Source organism: Mesorhizobium sp. IMUNJ 23232 (genome assembly GCF_044326205.1).
Taxonomy (GTDB): domain Bacteria; phylum Pseudomonadota; class Alphaproteobacteria; order Rhizobiales; family Rhizobiaceae; genus Kumtagia.
The window spans coordinates 87,888-109,847 of the sequence record NZ_JBIRCY010000022.1 but is presented as its reverse complement, the minus strand read 5'-3'; the positions used below and the strand labels follow the sequence as shown (position 1 = coordinate 109,847).

Genomic DNA, 21,960 nt, shown 5'->3' with positions numbered 1-21,960 from the left:
CCTTCGTCGGCAGCGTCAGATGTGTATAAGAGACAGCTCTGCTTCCGCCTGCTGGCCTCCGTCGTCGGCGGCTTGCCGGCCGCCGGGCGGCGGCCGTTTCGCGGCGGGCCGAACCGGCGACTTGCGCGCAGCGTGCAGGCGAGTCCGTGGCCGGGCCATTTGACGCAGGCGCGGCGCGTGCCGGCCTGGCGCGGGACGGGACGCATCGACACGTCATGACCACCGGCCGGCCATTGCGTCCGGTTCGACCCGGTTGGGGATTCGAACGCCATTCGCCATGCGCGCTTGGCGGCGCCGGCGTTGGCAGTCCGATGCCGATGGCGGTCAAGTCGACCGCCGTCTACATTATTCGCGGCTGAGGCCCGATTTTGGCAATTGTCTATGAAAAGCGATGCCCGGCAGGGCAGGGGGTGCGACACATAAGCATCTCGGCGCTGGAAGGCCCCTCGGGATTCGGCTAGGAGCGGGAAATGCAGAACCTCCTCCTCGTCGCGGTCGGCGGCGGCATCGGCGCGGCCCTTCGCCATCTGGTCAACGTGGCGGCGATGCGGCTCGGCAGCTCGTTTCCGTGGGGAACGCTGGCGATCAACATTGCCGGTTGCTTTATCATGGGTGTGTTCATCGACGTTCTGGCGCGTCGCTTCAACGCCTCGAACGAGCTCCGGCTGTTCGTGGCGACGGGCATCCTCGGCGGCTTCACCACCTTCTCCGCCTTTTCGCTGGATTTTGCCGTGTTGTGGGAGCGGGGAGCCATGCTGCCTGCGCTCGCCTATGCCGGGGCGAGCCTGATTGGCACCCTGATTGCCGTCTTTCTGGGTCTTTGGCTCGCAAGAAGCTTTGCGTGATGCTATTGCCCCGTTTCATCAATGAACGGGCAGGCCCTGAATGGCAGGTGTAGAACAGATCACGGTCGAGACCGGCGAGGCGGGCATGCGGCTCGACCGCTGGTTCAAGACGCATTATCCGGGCCTCGGCTTCGGCCATCTGCAAAAGCTGCTGCGTTCGGGGCAGGTGCGTATCGACGGTGCGCGTGCAAAATCCGACACGCGCATCGAGCCCGGCCAAGTGGTGCGCGTCCCGCCGCTCGATGTCGACCGCAAGGGCGACGCCCCGCTGACGCAGAAAACCTTGCGCGGCATCGACGATGGCGAGGCGCTGTCCAAGATGATCCTCTACGAGGATCCGAAGGTTTTTGTGTTCGACAAGCCTTCTGGGCTCGCCGTCCAGGGCGGCTCGGGCGTCACGCGCAGCGTCGATTCCATGCTGGAAGCTTTCCGCAACAAGAAGGGGGAAAAGCCCCGTCTGGTTCATCGCCTCGACCGTGACACGTCAGGAGCGCTTGTTGTCGCTCGCACAAGGCTGGCGGCGATGAAACTGGCGGAAGCCTTTCGCGGACGCGACGCGCAAAAGACCTACTGGGCCCTTGTGAAGGGCGTGCCGCCCAAGCGAGAGGACAAGATCTCCACCTGGCTGGTCAAGGAGACAACGCTGGACGGCGACCGCATGCGGGTCGCGGCGCATGGCGAAAAGGGCGCCGACCATGCGGTCTCCTACTACCGCATCGTCGAACAGGCTGCGCAGACGCTGTCCTGGCTGGAGATGGAGCCGCATACTGGCCGCACCCATCAGTTGCGCGTGCATGCCGCCCATATCGGCTGTCCGATCATCGGCGATCCGAAATATTTCGAGGCCGACACCAACTGGGAATTTCCGGGCGGCATCCAGAACCGCCTGCATCTGCACGCCCGCCGCATCGTCATTCCGCATCCAGACGGCGGCAGGATCGACGTGACCGCACCTCTGCCCCCGCATATGCGCCAGAGCTGGGCGCTGCTCGGCTTCGACGAGGCGAGCGCCGAGGAAGAGGCGTGAGCGCCGCCTTGCTCGACCGCCGCGACGCCATCGACACGGCGGCGGTGGTCATTATGATCGGCCTGACGCTGTCCTGGGGACTCAACGGCGTCGCCGCGAAACTGGCGAATGTCGGCTACAATCCCGTGTTGCTGACGGTGCTGCGTTCGGCAATCGCCGCCGTCCTGGTGTTCCTCTGGTGCCGCTGGCGTGGCATTCCGCTGTTCCAGCGCGACGGCACGCTGCTGCCCGGCATCGCCGCCGGCATGCTGTTCGGCGGGGAATTCTTCCTGATCTTCCTCAGCCTTGATTTCACCAGCGTTGCGCGCAACACGCTGATGGTCAACACCATGCCGTTCTGGGTGCTGCTCGGCGCGCACTTCCTGCTCGGCGAACACATGTCGGTGCGAAAATGGCTCGGCCTGCTGCTGGCCTTCGCCGGCGTGTCGCTGGTGTTTTCCGACAAGCTCAGCCTGCCCGGCCCGGATGCGATCTGGGGCGACGTGATGGGCCTCGGCGCCGGCATCCTATGGGCGGTGACCACCCTGGTTATCAAGGGAACCAGGCTGGTGCGCGCCAGCGCCGAAAAGCTGCTGATGTACCAGCTTGTCGTGTCGGCGGTGGTCGTGCTGCCCGTGTTGCCGTTCGCCGGTCAGCTCTTGCGCGATGTCACGCCGCTCGCCACTGGCGCGCTGCTGTTCCAGGCGATCTATGTCGTCGCCTTCACCTACGTCGTCTGGTTCTGGCTGATGCGGCGCTATCCCGCGGCCGGCCTGTCGAGTTTCACATTTCTGACGCCGGCCTTTGCGGTGCTGATGGGTGGCATGCTGCTGGGGGAGCCCCTATCTCTACGCATATTCCTAGCGCTCGGCTTGATCGCCGCGGGGCTGGTCCTCGTCAATCGGCCGGCGAAGCGATAGGCGGTTTTTCCCATGCGCGACATTCTCAACGACCTCGATGCGAGCCGGCACCTCTCCGATCCGGACCCGGTGCGCCGCGCGCAGATCCAAATGCAAACGCCTTTGCCAAAGCGGTTCTACAAGGAGGTGTCCGTCGATCGCGGGGCAACCGGTCATGTCGTCAAGCTCGACGGCAAGGTTGCGCGCACCCCGGCGCGGGCGCCGATTGAACTGCCGACCGGCAAGGCGGCACAGCTTGTCGCCAATGAATTCGCGGCGCAGGAAGAAGTGATCAGCCCAGTGACGATGCCGGTGATGCGGCTCGCCAACACCGCGATCGACGGTGTTTCGCGCGAGGCCGATGCCGTGCTGGAGGACATCCTGCGCTTCGCCTCGTCCGACTTGCTCTGCTATCGCGCCGGTGCGCCGGAAGGTCTGGTCCGGCGCCAGAACGAGGCCTGGGACGGCGTGATCGACTGGGCGCGCGACACCCTTGGCGCCCGGCTGAACCTCGCCGAAGGCGTCATTCATGTCGAGCAGCCGCGCGAGGCGATCGCAGCCATCGGCCTGCATCTGCGCCCGCGCTCCGATCCGTTCCGGCTGGCGGCGCTGCATCTGATGACGTCGCTGACGGGATCGGCGCTACTGGCGCTGGCCGTTGAGGCCGGCGAACGCGATACTGAAACCGCGTGGAAGGCAGCGCATGTCGACGAAGACTGGCAGATTGAGCATTGGGGCCAGGACGCGGAAGCGATGGCGCGCCGCGCGGCCCGCCGTCGCGACATGTTTGCGGCAGCACGGCTGATCGAGGCGCTGAATCAGGACTGAACGAAAGGCTTCCCGGCAGGCAAGGCGCTTACCATGCCCTGTCTGTCGAATGTCTCTCATCCAAAAATATTCGGAAGCATGGCTGCGCCAAGCGCAGCCGAACGTCACTGCTTTGCGCCGGTCTCTTCCTGGATGGCCGCCTGATGGTACCAGGCATCGAAAGCGAGACTCGCCACACGCGGCATCATGACGACTTTGCCCGGCTTGGCCGTGGAGGCCTTCTGGCTTGCTACCGCGCGGCCCTTCGGCTGGAAGGTATAGACCTTGGCGGATTCGCGCTGCGGGGTGATCGTCATGGGCGTATTCCTGCTTGCTTCCTCGTCTAGACAGACTGCGTATGTGTCTATATAGGGTCTGCAACTGATTTAGGCAACCTGCATTTATAAACTTCATAAATTGCATAAATTTTAGGCTGTTTATACTTCTGCTCGACATGACGCCAGAAACTTACTGGAAGGTCATGCGCCGTCGTTCAAGATAACGCCCCTGAGTCGGCCAAGTTCCGGGCAGTCAGCGCGTCGCGCGACGGCGCGACACCGATCAACCATGGGTTTGCATGCGGCCGGACGCCGCGTTCCGTCCGTCTAAGGGTCGTCGCAGCCAAATGGCACATTAATTGCTTTTTAATCACACGGGATCCGGTCCACGCGGCCGGACACCTTTGGTTGCGCCGCCGAGGCTGGCGCATCGGTTCAGAGAGGCCCGAATGACGAAATACAAACTCGAATACATATGGCTCGACGGCTACACACCGACGCCCAATCTCCGTGGGAAGACGCAGATCAAGGAATTCGCCGAGTTCCCGACACTCGAGCAACTGCCGCTATGGGGTTTCGACGGCTCGTCGACCATGCAGGCCGAGGGGCACAGCTCGGATTGCGTGCTGAAGCCGGTCGCCATCTATCCCGACCCGGCCCGCACCAACGGCGCGCTGGTGATGTGCGAGGTCATGATGCCGGACGGTGTCACGCCGCACGCCTCCAACAGCCGCGCCACCATTCTGGATGACGAGGGCGCCTGGTTCGGTTTCGAGCAGGAGTATTTCTTCTACAAGGACGGCCGTCCGCTCGGCTTCCCCGAGAGCGGCTATCCGGCGCCGCAGGGCCCGTACTACACCGGCGTCGGCTACAAGAACGTCGGCGACATCGCCCGCCAGCTCGTCGAGGAGCATCTTGATCTCTGCCTCGCCGCCGGCATCAACCACGAAGGCATCAACGCCGAAGTGGCCAAGGGCCAGTGGGAATTCCAGATTTTCGGAAAGGGCTCGAAGCGGGCCGCCGACCAGATCTGGATGGCGCGCTACCTGCTGCTGCGTCTGTGCGAAAAATACGGCATCGACATCGAGTTCCACTGCAAGCCGCTCGGCGACACCGACTGGAACGGCTCGGGCATGCATTGCAATTTCTCGACCGCCTATATGCGCGAGGTCGGCGGCAAGGCGTATTTCGAGGCGCTGATGGCGGCCTTCGACAAGAACATCATGGACCACATCGCCGTCTACGGCCCGGACAACGACAAGCGCCTGACCGGCAAGCACGAGACCGCGCCGTGGAACAAGTTCAGCTACGGCGTAGCCGACCGCGGCGCCTCGATCCGCGTGCCGCATTCCTTCGTCAACAACGGCTACAAGGGTTATCTCGAGGATCGCCGCCCGAACAGCCAAGGCGACCCCTACCAGATCGCCAGCCAGGTGCTGAAGACGATCTCGGAAGTGCCGACTGAAGCGGAGAAGAAGGCCGCAGCGTAAGAACTGCGCTTTTAGCGCATCAATTCGAAGCCCGGCGGCAACCCGCCGGGCTTCTTAGTCGCAGTACCCGAAAACACGAAGATGTTTGCGCTGGCCATGCCCGCGCAGTCGCCATGCCAAGCGCGGCAGTGAGGCTGTTCGCCGCCTTTAATTCGCCTCCGCCATGCGCCCCGTAGAGCCTTCCATGCGGCCGATCTGCTCAAGCGCCAGATGGTCGATCGACGATTGCGGCAGCGACAGGAACGCGCTTATTCGCGAACGCAGATAGCGTGCGGCCTGGGTGAAGGCACGCTCGCGTTCTATCTCCGTTCCTTCGGCAGTCTTGGGATCCTCGATGCCCCAATGGGCGGTAATGGGTTTGCCGGGCCATACCGGGCAAGCCTCGCCCGCCGCCGTGTCGCAGACGGTCATGATGAAATCCATCTCCGGCGCATCCGGCGTCGCATATTCGTCCCAGCTCTTGGTCCGCAGGCCGTCGGTAGGATAGTCGAGCGCGGCCAGGACTTTCACGGCCAGGGGACTGACGCCGCCGCTCGGGTTGCTGCCGGCTGAGAACGCCTTGAAACGGCCAGCGCCGTCCTTTCGCAGGATCGACTCGGCCATGATGGAGCGGGCGGAGTTTCCGGTGCACAGAAACAGAACATTGTAGGGTCGGTCGGACATCGGCTCACCTCTCCTGAGCTTGGCAACGACGGCATCGCGCCGCCTGAAACCGAAACCCGAAATTGTAGCCGGGGTTGCAGGGGGGGCGAGAAAAATTCCGCCCGCCGAATGCACGTCTTGCCCGAGCGGGTCCGAACTCATCTCGACCGACACTACAGAAAGGCCGCCGCCCAAGAATCAACTCGGCAACCAGACCAAGAAGGCCATCGGCAACCGTCGAGCAGCTTCTTGTCCACCGCCGATTTGCAGCGTGGGATGCGTGATGATACCCCGCGCTAGCGCGGCTCGCTCCTAGGCCGCTCGCATGGATGTAGCGGCAGCAGCAGCTTCGCAGACCTCGACATGTTTCGCCAACGCCTCCTTGGAGAGCATCGCGCTAATCGTACAGATGTCGCGGTTCTGGAATTTTGGCGTCTGCTGAAGTTCCTGAAGCCGCTGGAGAAGTGCCAATCGGGTCATGCTCGTCTCCTTTCATTGTGTCGGGCAGGCCATCGCGCCTGCCGGCAAAGCAGGCGGCGTCAGGCCGCCCGCGCACCCGCGTTCAGCGGGATCTCGATGTCGACTTCCAGCGTCGAGACTTTTTCGCCGCGGTCCATCTTTACGACGACCTTGTCCCGGTCGATCTGCACATGCTTGGCGATGACGGCCAGGATTTCCTCCCTGAGCTGCGCCACGAGGTCGGAGTGCCCCACCGTCGCACGTTCATGCGCAAGCAGCACCTGCAGGCGCTCGCGCGCCGTCGGCGCCGAGCTTTTCTTGTTGAAGAAGTTGAAAAGGCTCATGCCGCCCTCCTTCCGAAGAACTTGCTGAACAGGCCCCGCTTTTCGCCCGGGATGGTCACCGGCAGCACTTCGCCGGCGAGCCGGCGGGCGGCGTCGAGATAGGCGAGCGCCGGCGCGCTGCGGTTGTCGCCAAGCGTCACCGGCGTGCCGACATTGGAGGCGCGCAGCACATCCATGCTCTCCGGAATGATGCCCAGCAGCGGGATCGACAGGATTTCGAGCACGTCGTCGACCTTCAGCATGTCGCCGCGCTCGGCGCGGGCAGCATCGTAGCGGGTGAGCAGAAGATGTTTTTCGACCCGGTCGCCACGCTCGGCCCTGACCGTCTTGGAGTCGAGCAGGCCGATGATGCGGTCGGAATCGCGAACCGAGGAGACTTCCGGATTGGTGACGACCACCGCGATGTCGGCATGGCGCATCGCCAGCGTCGCGCCCCGCTCGATGCCGGCCGGGCTGTCGCAGATGATCCAGTCGAACGACTGCTTCAGCTCACCGATCACCCGCTCGACGCCCTCGGCCGTCAGATTGTCCTTGTCGCGGGTCTGCGAGGCCGGCAGAAGGTGTAGCGTCTCCAGCCGCTTGTCGCGGATCAGCGCCTGCGGCAGCTTGGCGTCGCCCTGGATGACGTTGACGAGGTCGTAGACGACCCGGCGCTCGGCGCCCATCACCAGGTCGAGATTGCGCAGGCCGACGTCGAAATCGACGACGACCGTCTTTTCGTTGCGCTGCGCCAGCGCTGCGCCCAGGGCGGCGGTCGATGTCGTCTTGCCGACGCCTCCCTTGCCCGATGTAACCACGATTACTTTTGTCATGTCGCTCTCCTGTCCCCTGGTCTTTTGCCGGCTAATTCAGTGCTTCCGCCACGATCGCGTCGCCTTCCAGCCAGAACTGGACGGCCTGTCCGCGCAGCCTGCCGTCCATGTCCTCGGCGGTCTGGTAGAGGCCGTCGATCGCCAGCAGTTCGGCTTCCAGTTTCCGGCAGAAGATGCGCGCGGCGGCGTTGCCGACAGACCCGGCCAGCGCCCGCCCCCTTAGCGTCCCGTAGACGTGGATCGAGCCGCCGGCGACGATCTCGGCGCCAGACGCGACCGAGCCGACTATGGTGACGTCGCCTTCCGGAAAGATCACCGATTGCCCGGACCGCACCGGCTCCCGGATGATGATGGATTGCGCCGGCCGGATTGGCGGCATCTCGATGGGCTGCGGCTCGGCAGGCCTGGCCCGGTCGGCGTCGCGTGTATCGGCAACCGCTTCAGCCACGGGCGCCTCGAAGTCGGGAGCCGCGCGGCCGCCGCGCAGAGCAGGGGGCATGCCCGGGCCGAGTAGTGACGGCCGCGCGCCTTCGATGCCCATGAGCCATACGTTGCGCTTGGTGAGTGCGCCGATGAGTTCCGTCAGTTGCGACCGGTTGATATCGAGGTTGTCGACGTCGAGCACCACCGGCCGTCCGAGGAAGAACCCCGTCGAGCGCGCCGCCAGATCATCGAGCCGGGCGAGCCATCCATCGAAGGGCTGTTCGGGCGCAAGCGTCAGCGCCAGGAAGGAGCGGCCCTTGAGGCGGATCGGTCGCGTGTCTGTTAGCGGCTGATTCATCATGGTTAATTTTCCGTTGTTAAAATTCCTACGGGCACGATGGTTAACCAATGGTTAACGCGCATTCCGAACGTGGAACTGCGGACAGGATTTGATGAAGGAGAGGCATTATTCCTGGAGGCTTGCGTCGCGCTTTTGTCAGGCCGCCGGTTCCGGCTTCCCGCAGGTTGGGTTGCGGGCAGGATAGCTGAGTCGTGGCGTTTGGCGTGTGGCGAGAAGGGAACAGATGGAGTTTCCCGATAGCTGCCGTCGCGGCTGGCGAATGGCGCGAGGCCGGACTAACTCCGGAGCCGGTTGCCATGCGGATGGGGACGGAGGAGTCGGTCGTCGCGCGCATGGTCTGGGCCGCATTTGTAACGGGGCCGTTTCCAGTATTGGCGCCCGGGCGGCGTCATCCCGCAACAGCCGCCTCCTACAAGCCGTGCTCGTGCGGGCAAACGTGCCCCGTGGAGCACGAATATGATCGAGGAAGCGCGCGGGCGCATCGAATATGAAGAGCGCGGATCAGGTCCGACGCTGGTTCTGGTGCCCGGATCGTGCAGCACCGGTGCGGCCTGGCGCCCGGTGATGAGGGTGCTTGACGGCAATTTCCGTTTCGTGACGACGAGCCTGCTGGGTTATGGCGCGACCGAGGAGCGGCGATCCGAAAGCGATTCTTCCGTGCTACGCGAGGCGGAAGCTCTGGAGGCGGTCATCGACAGGGCCGGCGGCCATGTGCATCTCGTTGGCCACTCCTTCGGCGGCTCGGTGGCGCTGATTGTCGCCATGCGCAAGCGCGTAGAGATCGCCAGCCTGACGGTGCTGGAGGCGCCGCTGCCGTCCCTGCTGCGCCATTGTCATGAGCGCGCGCACTATCGCTCGTTCCGTGACATGACCGACGCCTATTTCGCGGCCTATCGCGGCGGCGACCGGGAAGCGATCCGAAAGATGATCGACTTTTACGGCGGCGAGGGGACCTATGCGTCGTGGCCGGAGAAAGTCCGCGCCTATGCCGTCGAGACGACGCCGGTCAACATGCTCGACTGGGCGTGTGCCTACGATCACCCGCTGGCGCCGGAAATGCTTGCGGCGATCGATATTCCCGTCTCCGTGGTCGTTGGAGGCAGCAGCCACCCTGCTATCTGCCGCGCCAATGGCCTTGTCGGCGTGTCGATCGAGGGTGCGACGTTCAAGATGATCGGCGGCGCGGCGCATTTCATGATCTCTACCCATCCCGGCCAGGTTGCCGACCTGATCGCCACCAACGTCACACGCGGGCAAAAGCGGTCGCCACGCCCGGACGCGCCAGCGATAACTCAGTCGGTGAGGGCGCATGCGGTAGGCGCAGGCCGCTGCTGATCGGACGCCACGCAACAAAAAACCCCGGCGTTTCCACCGGGGCCTTTTGTCCGCCTGAGCGGCTGTCAATGAAGCGTCGCCTCACACCGAATAATACATGTCGTACTCGACCGGGTGCGGGGTCATCTCGAAGCGCATGACCTCGGCCATCTTGAGCTCGATATAGGCATCGATCTGGTCGTCGTCGAAGACACCGCCGGCCTTCAGGAAGCCGCGGTCCTTGTCGAGGTTCTGCAGCGCCTCGCGCAGCGAACCGCAGACGGTCGGGATCTTCTTCAGTTCCTTCGGCGGCAGGTCGTACAGATCCTTGTCCATCGGCTGGCCGGGGTGGATCTTGTTCTTGATGCCGTCGAGGCCGGCCATCAGCAGCGCCGCGAAGCCAAGATATGGGTTCGCGCCCGGGTCGGGGAAGCGGATTTCGACGCGCTTCGACTTCGGCGACGAACCGAAGGGGATGCGGCAGGAGGCCGAGCGGTTGCGCGCCGAATAGGCGAGCAGCACCGGCGCCTCATAACCGGGAACCAGCCGCTTGTAAGAGTTGGTCAGCGGGTTGGTGAAGGCGTTGATCGCCTTGGCGTGCTTGATGATGCCGCCGATGTAGAACAGGCAGGTCTCCGAGAGGCCGGCATATTCGTTGCCGGCGAAAGTCGGCTTACCGTCCTTCCAGATCGACATGTGCACATGCATGCCCGACCCGTTGTCGCCGAAGACCGGCTTCGGCATGAAGGTCGCCGTCTTGCCATAGGCGTTGGCGACCTGATGCACGACGTATTTGTAGATCAGCATCTTGTCGGCGTTGCGCACCAGCGCGTCGAATTTTACGCCGAGTTCGTGCTGGGCGGCGGCGACTTCGTGGTGATGCTTCTCGACGCGCACGCCCATCTGGCCGAGCACGGTCAGCATTTCGGAGCGCATGTCCTGCGCCGAATCGATCGGCGGAACCGGGAAATAGCCGCCCTTGATGCGCGGACGGTGGCCGAGATTGCCGGTTTCGTAGTCGGTGTCGTCGTTGGACGGCAGTTCCGTCGAATCGAGCCTGAAGCCGGTGTTGTAAGGGTCGGCCTTGTATTTGACGTCGTCGAACACGAAGAACTCGGCTTCCGGTCCGACGAAGATGGTGTCGCCGACGCCTTCCGCCTTCATATAGGCCTCGGCCTTCTTGGCGGTGCCGCGCGGGTCGCGGTTGTAGGCCTCGCCGGAGACCGGGTCGAGGATGTCGCACAAAACGACCATGGTCGACTGCGCGAAGAACGGGTCCATGTGCACCGTATCGGTGTCGGGCATCAGCACCATGTCGGATTCGTTGATGGCCTTCCAGCCGGCGATCGAGGAGCCGTCGAACATGACGCCGTCGGCGAACATGTCCTCGTCAACCTCGGCGACATCCATGGTGACGTGCTGAAGCTTGCCCTTCGGATCGGTGAAGCGCAGGTCGACGAATTTCACTTCGTTGTCCTTGATCTGCTTCATGATGTCTTTGGCTGTCGTCATTTCCTGTTTCCCTTTGATGACATTTTTTTGAATTGTGGACGCCGGCTCAGATTGCGTCGATGCCGGTTTCGCCGGTGCGGATGCGCACCACTTCCTCGATGTTGGAGACAAAAATCTTGCCGTCGCCGATGCGCCCGGTCTGCGCCGCCTTGCGGATCGCCTCGATGGCGCCCTCGACCGCGTCGTCGCCCAGCACCACCTCGATCTTCACCTTGGGCAGGAAGTCGACGACATATTCGGCACCGCGATAGAGTTCGGTGTGACCCTTCTGGCGCCCGAAACCTTTCGCCTCGGTCACGGTGATGCCTTGCAGCCCTGCTTCCTGAAGCGCCTCCTTTACTTCGTCGAGCTTGAACGGCTTGATGATCGCTTCGATCTTCTTCATGCTGATTTAGGCCTCCAGTCAAAAGACAACGGGCTCTTCGGCCCGCTTACCCGACACCTCAAAGCACGTTCCATGCCAGTTCCCGGCAGAATCGTGCGCACGCTGCGCTAGCCGGCTCGTCGCACAAACCGCATGAACTTGCCACAGGCGGTCGGCGACTTGCCGTCTTTCAGGACAACCACACGCACTGACTAAATTTTAGTCAGCTTAAATTTTGGATTTTCTGCCTCAATAATAGGCAGATCGGACGGCGTTTCGTTTGGTTCTCCTCCTGTGCTATCCGACACCGAGCCGGCAGGAGCCGTCAATGCCGTTTGAAGTGCTGACGCCTGAAGAAATGGCGGAATGCGACCGCCGCGCCATCGCGGCAGGGCCGTTCGACGGTTTTGCCTTGATGCAAAGAGCGGGGGCGGCGGTGGCTGCCCTCATCCTCGAACGTTTTCCGGCGGCGGCTCATATCGACGTGCTGTGTGGGCCAGGCAACAATGGCGGCGACGGTTATGTGGTAGCCGAGTTGCTCAAACGCTGGGGCGTCGAGGTTGCCGTCTACGCCGAGGGCGCGCCGCGCGGGGGCTCGGATGCCGCATTGGCGGCAGGCAAATGCACGGTGGCAGCGCAGCCGCTCGCCGCCTTCACGCCGAGGCCGGACGGCCTCGTGGTCGACGCGCTCTTCGGCGCCGGTCTGTCGCGCGATGTAGACGGTCCCGTTGGCCGGGTCATCGAACTCGTGGCGGCGGCGGGTGTTCCGGTGGTCGCCGTCGATCTTCCGAGCGGCGTTTCCGGAGGCACCGGACAAGTCCTCGGCGCGTCCTTTCGCGCTACGCTCACCGTTACCTTCGTACGCCGCAAGCCCGGGCATCTGCTGCAGCCGGGCAGGTCGTTGTGCGGTGAGGTCGTAGTAGTCGGTATCGGCATTGCAGACGAAATCGTTACGTCGGTTGGTTCGACCTGCTTCGAGAATGGGCCGGACCTCTGGGGAGGCCATCTGCCCAGGCCCAGCATCGACGCCCACAAATATTCGCGTGGCCACGTCGCCGTGTTTTCCGGCGGCGCAAGCGCGACCGGCGCCGCGCGGCTCTCGGCCATGGCTGCGGCGCGCATCGGGGCAGGGGCGGTCACACTGCTGTCACCGTCCGAGGCGCTCGCCGCCAATGCCGCGCATCTGACCTCGATCATGCTGCGCAGGGCCGATACGCTCGAAGCGATGCTGGCGTTCCTGGAGGAAAGGCAACCCGCCGCAATCGTCTACGGGCCCGGCCTGCCGCCGGATGCCGAGACGGGCAGAATGCTGTTCCGCCTGCTCGGCCGCTGGCGGAAACCCGCGCCGGCGGTGGTCGACGCCAGCGCGCTGACCTCGCTTGCGGGTCAGCCGGACCTGCTCGCCGCTCCGTCCGGCGGCCGCGCCGGCGGATTGGTGATCACGCCGCATGAGGGCGAGTTTTCGCGCCTGTTCCCCGATCTGTCGAAGGAAAAAATCCCCTCGAAACTGGAGCGTGCGCGGCTGGCCGCCCGCAGGATCGACGGCGTCGTCGTCTACAAAGGGCCGGACACGGTGATCGCCGCGCCGGATGGCCGCGCCGCCATCAACACCAACGGCACGCCGCTGTTGGCGACGGCCGGCTCCGGCGACGTGCTGTCCGGCATCATTGTCGGCCTGCTGGCGCAGAAAATGCCGGCGTTCGAGGCCGCTTGCGTCGGTGTCTGGATCCATGCGGAGGCGGCCGGACGCTTCGGCCCCGGCCTGATCGCGGAGGATCTGCCGCTCGCTTTGCTGCCGGTGCTGCGGGGACTCCATGCCGGAAGCGTGGAGATATCCGGCAGCGGTTGATCTCTGTCCACTGCCGGAAATCGCGGTGGGCTGAGACCTATGATGCGACAGAGGACGCAGCCGGACGCAGTATCCATATCTCCCGCGATCATCCTGGCGTGTCGCCGGACGCAGTCATTGCCTTGGCCCCAGGGCGTCCGACATCCGCCGCTTGCGTTGGTGACCGACTTGCGGGAACTCTTGCCTCCAGCATTTGTCGGGGGACTCTTGATGCCGTTCCGTCTTCTCGCAGGCCTCCTCCTGCTCCTGGCGACAGCCCTGCCGGTCATCGCCGGTCCTGTCTTGTTCATCGATGACCGTGTGCTGCTGACCCGGCTTGAAGACAGGGGTTACGGTTTTGGCGATCTGTTCGGCAAAAAGGGCGCTACCGATCTCGATACCCTTTACCGGGATGCGCCCGCCTACCGGTCGATCGTCGATACGATCGGGGCTGACGTCGCCGCGCTGCGCGCCGAGATGAAGGCTGGCGGCAGGCCGCTTTACGAGGTGACGGACGGCAATGTCGGGCGCGTCATCGACATGCGTTGGCTGAAGACCGACGCGGCCTCCTTCCGGCTGGTCGGCGTCGTCAACCGCCTCGACCGCCGCGACTTTCTCGCGTTGAAGGGCAGCGCAGGCTGCGGCGAGGTGCGTTTCGTTTACCGGCTGGGTTACGCCTTTCGCAAGAACGGCAAGGGTAAGGTTCTGGCCTCGCGCCTACCGTTCAATTTCAACGCTGTCTTCGACGTCGCGCCGGATGCCGACGGATCGTGCCAGGGTGTGGCCGGACGCTGGACGCCCGGCATCGACGAAGCCGCCGATGCGGGCTGGCTCGCCGGCGGGCCGCTCGACCGTTCCGCGCTAACTTTCCGCCAGCTCGAACTGAACGCCCAGGTGGTGCGGTTCCCGTCCGGCCAGGAAACCGAGTTCGGCGGGCAGGCGGCTTATCTCATGCGCATCTTCGCAATGCAGGGCGATGCCGTGTCCGAAGTGCCTCTGGAGAACACCGTCGATGGCGCCAGGGTGGCGGGCGATGCCGCCTTGAAGGCCGAGATCGCCGCCTATGTCCGCGACAATTTCGCGGCCATCGACACCGGCGTCTACGAAATCCCCGATGATCTGCTTGCCCGAAAAGTCGTATCCTATTCGACCTTCGGCAGCGTCCGCGCCGTCAATCGCCCGTTTTCCGGACTGTTCGAGCCGGCCGACTTCGCCGGCCTCGACTTTTCGACCGGCAAGCTGCTGCGTTCGCCCGAGGCGCTGCTGGAGCGGCTGGACAATGGCGCCTGCCAGGGCTGCCACCAGTCCGGGTCGACCGCCGGCTTCCACGTGATCGGCCTCGACGATGGCACGGCCTCGCCACTGAACCGCATCAAGGTCGGCGTCTCGCCACATCTGCATGCCGAATTGCCGCGCCGCGAGGCCTATGTCGCGGCAGTGGCGGAAGGCCGCGAGCCGGACCGGTTCCGGCCGCTTTCCGCCGCCCCGCCGGCGAACTGGTCCGCGGAAGCCTCGCCGGCCTACCAGCCGGCGGGTGCCGCCATGCCCTGCATGATGCCGGACGAGGCGGCGCATTTCGGCGAGACCTGGAGTTGCGGCGCCGGCACGGTCTGCACGCCGGTCGCCGGAGCTTCAAACGGTCGTTTCAAGCTAGCGCAATGCCTGCTGCCGCCGAAATCGCCAAAAATGTTTTCCGGCCATCCTTGCATGTCGGGCGAGATCGCCGAGAACCGGAGCCAGCCCTTCAACGACCGCATGAAGCTCATCAGCCAGTTCGCCGCTTTCGACAAGGATATCTCGCGCACCGGCTACACCTGCCGCCCGCCGGAGATCGGCGTACCGGGCGGCCTCGCCTACCGCGCCTGCGACGACAAGGACCGCAACTTCGCGAACTTCAAGCAGGGCCAGCCGATGCCGCGCGAGATCTGCGGGCTCGCCGGCGGCAAGAAATTTGACCTCTGCGTCGCCACCAACAATTTCGACCAGTGCCTCGGCGGCGCCGTCGTGCGCGGCAACCGGCCGAGCTGTTCCGCCGACAGTTTTTGCCGTGAAGACTATATGTGCCAGGAATTTCCGTCGGACACGCCGGGATTGAAGAAGGTCAAGGGCATCGGTTTCTGCTCGCCAACTTACTTCGTCTTCCAGATGCGCATCGACAACCACACGACCCCTTGGGGGTCGCCGGCGCGGGCCGCGTACAAATCCGACGAGGGCGAGTAGGCGCCTATTTGACCAGCCGGACGTGCCGCGTCGCGACCTGGTTGCGGCCCTTGCTCTTGGCCGAATAGAGCGCCTTGTCGGCCAGCTTCAGGACGCTTTCGAAGCTCGCGCCCGCTTCCGTTCCGAAGGCGATGCCGGCGCTGACGGTGCAAGAGAAGGCCCCTTGATCCGCGCCGATCGAACGCGCGGCAAAGCTTGCGCGGATGCGCTCGGCCAACTGTTCGGCGCGATCGGGCAAGGTCCTGCCGAGAACAAGCACGAACTCTTCCCCGCCTAGCCGCGCCGCGCGATCGTCGCGGCCGGTCGCTGCTGCCAGTTCCTCGGCGAAGGCGCGGATCACCTCGTCGCCGACGGCGTGGCCATAGCTGTCGTTGACCGCCTTGAAATCATCGAGGTCAAAAGCGATCACCGCCGAGAACTGGCGCATCGGCGTCGGACTGCACAGGTCGAAAATTGCGCGGCGGTTGAGCAATCCGGTCAGCACGTCCGACCGCGCTTCCGCCCGGTGCCGCCCGGCCGCCCGCCAATGGTTGAGCGCCAGCGACAGGGCGCCGATGCCGGTCATGCCGGCAATGGAGATGATAAGCGAAACGTCTTCGGCCCAGTTCTGCGGCGCAGCCCCGAGGACGAGCTTGCCATTCCAAATGAGAACACCAGCGCAGAGCAGGAAACCGAAGGCGATGGCCGCGTAAAGCGCGGACAGGCCAAGGATGGGACCCGGCGCCTCGGCCCGCCCGAGCCAGTATTCGCGGGCAGTCGCCGATAGCAGGATTGCCGCCGCGATGTTTTCGGCGATGAAGCCCAGGCCGTCATAACCCATGAGGATCGGCGGCACGGCGATGATGATCAGTATGGCGTTGGCGATGATCGCTGGCCTCAGTGGTGAACGGCCGGTGCGGAACTGGCGGGCCGCGCCAAGCAGCGCCGAGAGGCCGGTCAATAGCGTGAGATAGCACACGGCCCCAAGCAGAGGGCCGGGGTAATCGACGTAGATGGCGTAGAGCACGACATAGACGACGATCAGGAAAACGCCGACCGCCCAGGTCAGCAGGAACAGCTCGGTGCGGGCGACAGCCCAGCTCATGACCAGCGTCACCGCCAGACATGCTCCGGAAAAGCCCAGAGCAAGCAAAAGAGAATTGTAGTCGAGCGTCATGCTCTCGCCCATGCCCGAAGGCGACCCGTCGTCCCAGAGAGATTAGGATGGATGAGGTGTACACTTGGTTACATCGGGCCGTAAAATGCCCTTTTGCCGCAGGATGATAGCGCGGTGAACGCGGGTGGACAGCGTCCGCCGGCGCGGCCGAAATGATCCGCCGGCCGGCCTGATGTCATGCACGTGTCAAACAATCGCACTACGACCGGATACGACTTCTATTGGATTGCCGGACACTGTCGGCTCCGTTCTCGCGGAGGCAGCGGGCGTGCGCAAAGCAGAAAGCAGGCACATGGCCGAAGCGGTGGTTTCCCTGGTCGGCAGAACTTTGCGGGTGCTTTCGGCGATGTTGCCGGCGGGAATTCTTGCGGCAGCACTCTGCGTTGGATCGCCCGCCGAGGCCGAGCCCGTCCGCGGCGCGGGATCGACCTTTGCAGCACCAGTGATCGCTAAATGGGCGAAAATCTACAAGGACGCCCGCGCCGACGGCGGCGACTATTTCACGCTCGACTGGACGGTGGACTACGAACTGGTCGGCTCGCTTGCCGGCGTTTTGCGTCTCGACCAGCCGGAGATGGATTTTGCCGCCACCGACGCTCCGGTCAGTGCCGCGGAGCTCGAAAAACGCGGCCGGCAGCAGTTTCCGATCGTCATGGGCGGTATCGCCGTCGTCGCCAATCTCGACGGCATTCCGGCCGGCAGCCTGAGGCTGACCGGGCCGCTGCTGGCGGACATCTATCTCGGCAAGATCCAGAACTGGTCCGATCTCGCGATCAAGGCGGTCAACCCGGATCTCGCCCTTCCCGATCTCAGGATCAGTGTGATGCATCGCCAGGACGGCTCCGGCTCGACCTTCGTCTTCACCGAATATCTCTCGGCGGTCAACGCCGACTGGAAAACCAAATACGGCGCCGACACGCTGGTCTCCTGGCCGCTCGGCACGAGCGCCGAAGGCACGCGCAACCTGATCGCGGCGGTGCAGGCGACCAAGGGTGCGATCTCCTATGCCGAATACGGCCAGGTTGAGCGGTCCGGCCTGCCTTTCGCGTCGATCCAGAACAGGGCCGGGAATTTCGTCAAGCCAGACCCGGCGGGCGTTCAGGCGGCCGCCAATGCCGTCGCCTGGGACAAGGTCGAACATTTCAACGCTTCCCTCACCGACCAGCCCGGCGAGGCGGCGTATCCGATCAGCACCGCGACCTTCGCCGTCGTGCCCGTCGCCGAACGGTCGAGCGATCGCCACGGCCATGTGCAGGACTTTTTCCGCCTGGCCTTCGAACGTGGAGCGAGCGATGCGAGCGCGCTTGGCTACGTGCCGCTGCCTGACAGCCTCGTCAAGCTGGTGAAACAGTACTGGGACAAGGATCTGCGCGCGGCGAATTGACGGCGGGGAGGGGACCTCCCGGCGTCGATTTCAGCCAACGCGCAACGGGTTCACACCCGGCGTCGACGGATTCTCCGCGCTCTCAGAGCGCATTATAGGGGTGGGTATGATGGATATCGATATCTTCAAGGACATTCTGGTGCCGGTCATCGGCGGTCTGGGCATCTTCATGCTCGGCCTCGAATTCATGGCCAACGGCATCCAGGCGCTGTCGGTCAACAGCATGCGCAATTTCCTCGCCAAGGCGGCGGGCACGCCGATCAAGGGCGTGCTGGCGGGCACGCTGATCACCGGCGTCATCCAGTCCTCCACGGCCATGACCGTCATGGTGGTCGGCCTGGTCAATGCCGGCGTCGTGGGGTTGCGGCCGGCCATCAGCGTCATCATGGGTGCCAATATCGGCACGACGCTGGGCAACGGCCTGATCGCCCTGCCGCTCGGTCCGCTCGGCCTGATCTTCGCCGGCGTCTTCGCGCTGGTCTACTGCTTCGCCAAGAGCGAGAAGATACGCAACATTGCGCTCGCCTGCATGGGTTTTGCGCTGATCTTCTACGGTCTAAACCTGATGACCGGAGGTCTGCGCCCGCTGCGCAACATGCCTGAGGTCATGGAATTGCTGCAAACTCTCCGGGCCGATTCCTTCGGCAACCTTTTGACCTGCGTGCTGATCGCCGCCGGCGTCACGGCGATGATCCACTCTTCGTCCGCGACCATCGGCATCGTCATGGGGCTTGGCTCCGCCGGCGTCATCGACTGGACGACCGCCGTCGCCTTCTCGCTCGGCGCTGACCTCGGCACGACGATCACCTCGTGGATCGCCTCGCTCAACCTGTCGAAGAACGCCAAGCGCGCCGCCTACGCCCACATGTCCTTCAACGTCATCGGCGTCTGCGTGACAGTGCCGCTGTTCTTCGTGTCGATCGAAGTGCTGCGCTGGGCCATGCAGTGGTTCGGCGGCGACCCCGGCATCCCGGTCGTCATCGACGGCAAGGAAACCTATCCGCTGGTTCCCGTGGCGGTCGGCCTCTATTCGACGGTCTTCAACGTCTTCAACACGCTCCTTCTGTTCCCCTTCGTCGGTGTGTTCGAGCGCGTGCTGTCGCGCATCGGCCGCACCGAGGCGGAGGATGTCGAGGATTATTCGACGCCGAAATTTTTGGACCGCAAGCTGGCGAACGATTTCGCCAAGGCAGTCCCTGCCGTGCAGCAGGAGACGGCCCGCCATCTGGAAGCCGGCGCGAAGTTCCTCGATATCGCCCGCGGCGAGAAGAGCGCGCCGGCCGATCCAGGAGAGCACTATCTGGCGACCGATATCCTCTCCCGCGACATCCGCGCCTATACGGCCTCGCTAATGAAGGAGGACCTGCCCTACGAGCAGCTCGACCTGATTGCCAGCCTGATCGAGGAGGCGGACTTTACCGCCGCGCTGGCGGAATCGATGCACCAGGTGGCGCGGCGGGTGAAGCGCGAAAAGTTCGGCAGCCAGGCGCAGGCGATCGTTGATGAGGCGCTGAACAAGCTGGACGCCTCGCTGCGCGATATCCTGCCGACCTATGGCGTCGCCGATCCAAAGATGCCGGCCGGTCATGTCAGCTATCCCGAAGTCGAGGAACTGCGCGCCCGCACATTGGCGCTCGGGCCTAACGCCGGCGCTGGCGAGCGCGGCACGATCCTGGCGCTGCTGGGCTCGATCGAACGCGCCGAAATCCTGATCCGCCGCATCGACGCCGAGCGCAAGTCTGTCAACCGCCAGTCGGTGGTCGCCCGCGCCGCGGCACTCAAGGAAAGCGGCAAGGAGCGCCCGATGGATATGGGCGGCATGGCGCCCGTCCCGGCGGAGTGAAATTTGCGCATTCGCCGGCGGCAAAGACGTCGGCCACAAAACCATGAAGTCAGGTAGTGCGTAAAAAAGACGGCGCGGCGAATTCTTTTCGCCGCGCCGTTTCGCGTTTCCGGCCGGCCACTCAGGCCTTGCCGACCCGCTCCATGAACGCCATGGCGCCCTGCGGCGCGCGCAGCTTGCCTTCGTGGATGATGTAGACGAACACGTCGCGCGGTTTCTTTTCCGGTTTGCTGTCCGGATCGGCGAGCGGCAGATCGTCCGGCTGGCCGCCCGCGGCCCATTCCTTGGCGCGCTCCGCCCAGCGGTCGAGGTGCTTCGGCGTGTAGGCGGTGGGCACGGAATCCTCTCCCTTTTGCAGGCGAGCATAGACGAAATCCGCCGTGACGTCGGCGAATTCGGGATAATCGTGGTGGTGGGCGTAGCAGATCGCCGCTCTGTATTTTCGCGCCAGCGCGACGAATTCGGGGACCGCGAACGTGCCGTGCCGAACCTCCAGCACGTGGCGCAGCGGAAAACCGTCCTGTTTCTCCGGCAGCAGTTTCAGAAACGCCTCGAAATCCTCGGGATCGAATTTTTTGGTCGGCGCGAACTGCCAGACGATCGGCCCGAGTTTTTCGCCGAGCGCGGCCGGTCCGGATTCCAGGAAACGGGTCACCGATTCCCCGGCCTCGGCCAGCACGCGGCGATTGGTGGAATAGCGGATGGCCTTGACCGAAAACACGAAATCGTCAGGCGTTTCCCTGGCCCAGCCTTCGTAGACGCTGGGCTTGAAGGTCGAATAATAGGTGCCGTTGACCTCGATGGTCGGCACTTGCCGGGAGGCGAATTCGAGCTGTTTTTTCTTCGGCAGCTTTTCCGGATAGAAGGTGCCTTCCCACGGCTCGAACGTCCAGCCGCCCATGCCCGCGCGGATTGTTCCGGATGTCATCGTCGTCTCGCTCCCTGGGTTGCGTGGCGAAAATGCGTCCGTCCCGCCTGCTTGTCCACCCGGGGTCTTGCGGCTCCTGACAGCGCCTATCGCCGCCACGCCCGGATTCGTTTCCGCGTGGCCGCTAACATGCTGGAATATTTGGCATTTCGTGTCCGTCGGGCGGACATCATGACGTGTCGCGGCGTGGCGGTTCCAGCGCGTAGAGCGCCATGGCATTGGCATGTGCCAGGATCTCGTCGACCTCGCGGATGTTCTTCCGTTTCGGGGCATCCGGATCGAAGCGCGGCAATCGCCCGCCGGGCGGACGGCCGCGCCGAAGCGGCGAAAAACGCCGGAAGCGGGCCGGGCCCGGTTTGCCCTGCGCCACCGCCGCATCGCGGGCCGCCCTGTCGCGTTGAAGGGCGTCGTCGTTGCGCGCCTTCCAGCGGGCGAAGCGTTTTGCCTGGCCGGGAAGATCGTCGAGCGCCCGGCCGAGCGCGTCCAGCCGCAAGGTCAGTTTTGCCGCGTTGATCGGATCGTCGCGCGACGGCGGCTGCGGCACGGGGATGCGTGGCGTGTCGTCGTCGAGCGACCGGATGCGCGGGGCGGCATGCGCCGGCACATATTTGCGGCGGATGCGGAACGGATATTTGAGCGGATCAAGCAGCGAAAGGTTTAGTCTGCGCGGGCGGGAAGCGTGCCGTTCGGCGGCTTTCAGCTCGGCTTGGTAGCGGGCAAAGTCCTGCCTCGACAGGTTGACGGCAAGGCCGAGGCGGCGCATCGCGGCGACCGTGTTGGAAATTTTCAGCTTCGGCTTTCGCGGGCGAAACGGCGGCAGCACCACCACGATGCCTTGCGCTGTCGCGATGATCAGGCGGCGCGCGGCAGATTCGGCTGGGCGCAGCAGCCGCAATATTGTGCTGTGGAGATGCCGGGGCAGGGTTGTTCCACTGCCCATCCCGGCCATGCCGACGAGCATTAGCAGAATACTCTTCAGCGCTTCCCGGTATCGCTCGATTGTCGCACTCGCGTCTCCAAACTCCACCGCCGTCTCCTTGGAATA

22 protein-coding genes are annotated in these 21,960 nt (G+C 64.2%); 11 read left to right on the top strand and 11 right to left on the bottom strand.

Annotated features, from left to right (window positions below; genetic code table 11):
- From ACH196_RS17530 to ACH196_RS17510, 5 genes are all read left to right on the top strand, one after another.
- Positions 1 to 219 (top strand): hypothetical protein (locus tag ACH196_RS17530; protein WP_396648194.1); only part of this gene is annotated, 219 nt, incomplete at its 5' end.
- Between the two features lie 251 nt (positions 220 to 470).
- On the top strand, positions 471 to 845 hold the full coding sequence (crcB, locus tag ACH196_RS17525; protein ID WP_396648193.1) for a fluoride efflux transporter CrcB: 375 nt from the start codon (positions 471 to 473) through the stop codon (positions 843 to 845).
- Positions 846 to 885: 40 nt separating this feature from the next.
- On the top strand, positions 886 to 1,872 hold the full coding sequence (locus tag ACH196_RS17520) for an RluA family pseudouridine synthase (RefSeq protein ID WP_396648192.1): 987 nt from the start codon (positions 886 to 888) through the stop codon (positions 1,870 to 1,872).
- A 53-nt stretch (positions 1,873 to 1,925) separates the two neighbouring features.
- The gene (locus ACH196_RS17515) at positions 1,926 to 2,771 is read left to right on the top strand and encodes a DMT family transporter (protein WP_396648201.1); all 846 of its coding nucleotides are present in this window, start codon (positions 1,926 to 1,928) and stop codon (positions 2,769 to 2,771) included.
- 12 nt (positions 2,772 to 2,783) lie between these two features.
- Positions 2,784 to 3,578, top strand: coding sequence for an ATP12 family chaperone protein (locus ACH196_RS17510; RefSeq protein WP_396648191.1), 795 nt, complete (start codon positions 2,784 to 2,786; stop codon positions 3,576 to 3,578).
- A 104-nt stretch (positions 3,579 to 3,682) separates the two neighbouring features.
- Here ACH196_RS17510 and ACH196_RS17505 read toward each other — a convergent pair whose 3' ends face one another.
- Complete coding sequence (locus ACH196_RS17505) at positions 3,683 to 3,874, bottom strand: DUF2735 domain-containing protein (RefSeq protein WP_396648190.1); 192 nt, start codon at positions 3,872 to 3,874, stop codon at positions 3,683 to 3,685.
- A 410-nt stretch (positions 3,875 to 4,284) separates the two neighbouring features.
- Between ACH196_RS17505 and ACH196_RS17500 the strand changes: the two genes are divergently transcribed.
- Positions 4,285 to 5,325: a glutamine synthetase beta-grasp domain-containing protein gene (locus ACH196_RS17500; protein ID WP_396648189.1), complete on the top strand. Its 1,041-nt coding sequence runs from the start codon at positions 4,285 to 4,287 to the stop codon at positions 5,323 to 5,325.
- A gap of 147 nt (positions 5,326 to 5,472) precedes the next feature.
- Here the strand turns inward: ACH196_RS17500 and ACH196_RS17495 are convergent, their stop codons facing one another.
- The 5 genes from ACH196_RS17495 to minC form a co-directional block, all read right to left on the bottom strand.
- Positions 5,473 to 5,988 carry an arsenate reductase ArsC gene (locus tag ACH196_RS17495; protein ID WP_396648188.1) on the bottom strand — a complete coding sequence of 172 codons (516 nt, stop codon included), beginning with the start codon at positions 5,986 to 5,988 and terminating at the stop codon, positions 5,473 to 5,475.
- Between the two features lie 291 nt (positions 5,989 to 6,279).
- Positions 6,280 to 6,447, bottom strand: a complete 168-nt coding sequence (locus tag ACH196_RS17490; protein ID WP_396648187.1) for a hypothetical protein — start codon at positions 6,445 to 6,447, stop codon at positions 6,280 to 6,282.
- A 59-nt stretch (positions 6,448 to 6,506) separates the two neighbouring features.
- A complete protein-coding gene (gene minE / locus ACH196_RS17485; RefSeq protein ID WP_396648186.1) occupies positions 6,507 to 6,770 on the bottom strand; it encodes a cell division topological specificity factor MinE in 264 nt (87 codons plus the stop codon).
- Complete coding sequence (gene minD, locus ACH196_RS17480; RefSeq protein WP_396648185.1) at positions 6,767 to 7,582, bottom strand: septum site-determining protein MinD; 816 nt, start codon at positions 7,580 to 7,582, stop codon at positions 6,767 to 6,769. Before minD ends, minE begins: the two co-directional genes overlap by 4 nt.
- A gap of 31 nt (positions 7,583 to 7,613) precedes the next feature.
- Complete coding sequence (gene minC, locus ACH196_RS17475) at positions 7,614 to 8,363, bottom strand: septum site-determining protein MinC (protein WP_396648200.1); 750 nt, start codon at positions 8,361 to 8,363, stop codon at positions 7,614 to 7,616.
- 459 nt (positions 8,364 to 8,822) lie between these two features.
- On the opposite strand from minC, the gene ACH196_RS17470 reads away from it, so the two are divergent.
- Positions 8,823 to 9,701: an alpha/beta fold hydrolase gene (locus tag ACH196_RS17470; RefSeq protein WP_396648184.1), complete on the top strand. Its 879-nt coding sequence runs from the start codon at positions 8,823 to 8,825 to the stop codon at positions 9,699 to 9,701.
- A gap of 81 nt (positions 9,702 to 9,782) precedes the next feature.
- On the opposite strand, the gene glnA is transcribed toward ACH196_RS17470, so the two are convergent.
- Positions 9,783 to 11,192: a type I glutamate--ammonia ligase gene (glnA, locus tag ACH196_RS17465; protein ID WP_396648183.1), complete on the bottom strand. Its 1,410-nt coding sequence runs from the start codon at positions 11,190 to 11,192 to the stop codon at positions 9,783 to 9,785.
- Positions 11,193 to 11,238: 46 nt separating this feature from the next.
- Positions 11,239 to 11,577, bottom strand: a complete 339-nt coding sequence (locus tag ACH196_RS17460) for a P-II family nitrogen regulator (protein ID WP_320245233.1) — start codon at positions 11,575 to 11,577, stop codon at positions 11,239 to 11,241.
- A 307-nt stretch (positions 11,578 to 11,884) separates the two neighbouring features.
- Here ACH196_RS17460 and ACH196_RS17455 point away from each other — a divergent pair, with 307 nt between their 5' ends.
- Together ACH196_RS17455 and ACH196_RS17450 are read left to right on the top strand one after the other, a co-directional pair.
- Positions 11,885 to 13,405 (top strand): NAD(P)H-hydrate dehydratase, encoded by a 1,521-nt coding sequence (locus ACH196_RS17455; RefSeq protein WP_396648182.1) that lies wholly within the window; start codon positions 11,885 to 11,887, stop codon positions 13,403 to 13,405.
- A 210-nt stretch (positions 13,406 to 13,615) separates the two neighbouring features.
- A complete protein-coding gene (locus tag ACH196_RS17450; protein ID WP_396648181.1) occupies positions 13,616 to 15,604 on the top strand; it encodes a hypothetical protein in 1,989 nt (662 codons plus the stop codon).
- A gap of 4 nt (positions 15,605 to 15,608) precedes the next feature.
- Here ACH196_RS17450 and ACH196_RS17445 read toward each other — a convergent pair whose 3' ends face one another.
- Positions 15,609 to 16,760, bottom strand: coding sequence for a diguanylate cyclase domain-containing protein (locus tag ACH196_RS17445; protein WP_396648199.1), 1,152 nt, complete (start codon positions 16,758 to 16,760; stop codon positions 15,609 to 15,611).
- Between the two features lie 268 nt (positions 16,761 to 17,028).
- On the opposite strand from ACH196_RS17445, the gene pstS reads away from it, so the two are divergent.
- Positions 17,029 to 18,144: a phosphate ABC transporter substrate-binding protein PstS gene (pstS, locus tag ACH196_RS17440; protein ID WP_396648180.1), complete on the top strand. Its 1,116-nt coding sequence runs from the start codon at positions 17,029 to 17,031 to the stop codon at positions 18,142 to 18,144.
- Between the two features lie 109 nt (positions 18,145 to 18,253).
- Positions 18,254 to 19,987 carry a Na/Pi cotransporter family protein gene (locus ACH196_RS17435; RefSeq protein ID WP_396648179.1) on the top strand — a complete coding sequence of 578 codons (1,734 nt, stop codon included), beginning with the start codon at positions 18,254 to 18,256 and terminating at the stop codon, positions 19,985 to 19,987.
- A 121-nt stretch (positions 19,988 to 20,108) separates the two neighbouring features.
- On the opposite strand, the gene ACH196_RS17430 is transcribed toward ACH196_RS17435, so the two are convergent.
- Together ACH196_RS17430 and ACH196_RS17425 are read right to left on the bottom strand one after the other, a co-directional pair.
- A complete protein-coding gene (locus tag ACH196_RS17430) occupies positions 20,109 to 20,915 on the bottom strand; it encodes a DUF72 domain-containing protein (protein WP_396648178.1) in 807 nt (268 codons plus the stop codon).
- Positions 20,916 to 21,084: 169 nt separating this feature from the next.
- Positions 21,085 to 21,942 carry a hypothetical protein gene (locus ACH196_RS17425; protein WP_396648177.1) on the bottom strand — a complete coding sequence of 286 codons (858 nt, stop codon included), beginning with the start codon at positions 21,940 to 21,942 and terminating at the stop codon, positions 21,085 to 21,087.
- Positions 21,943 to 21,960: the final 18 nt, after the last annotated feature.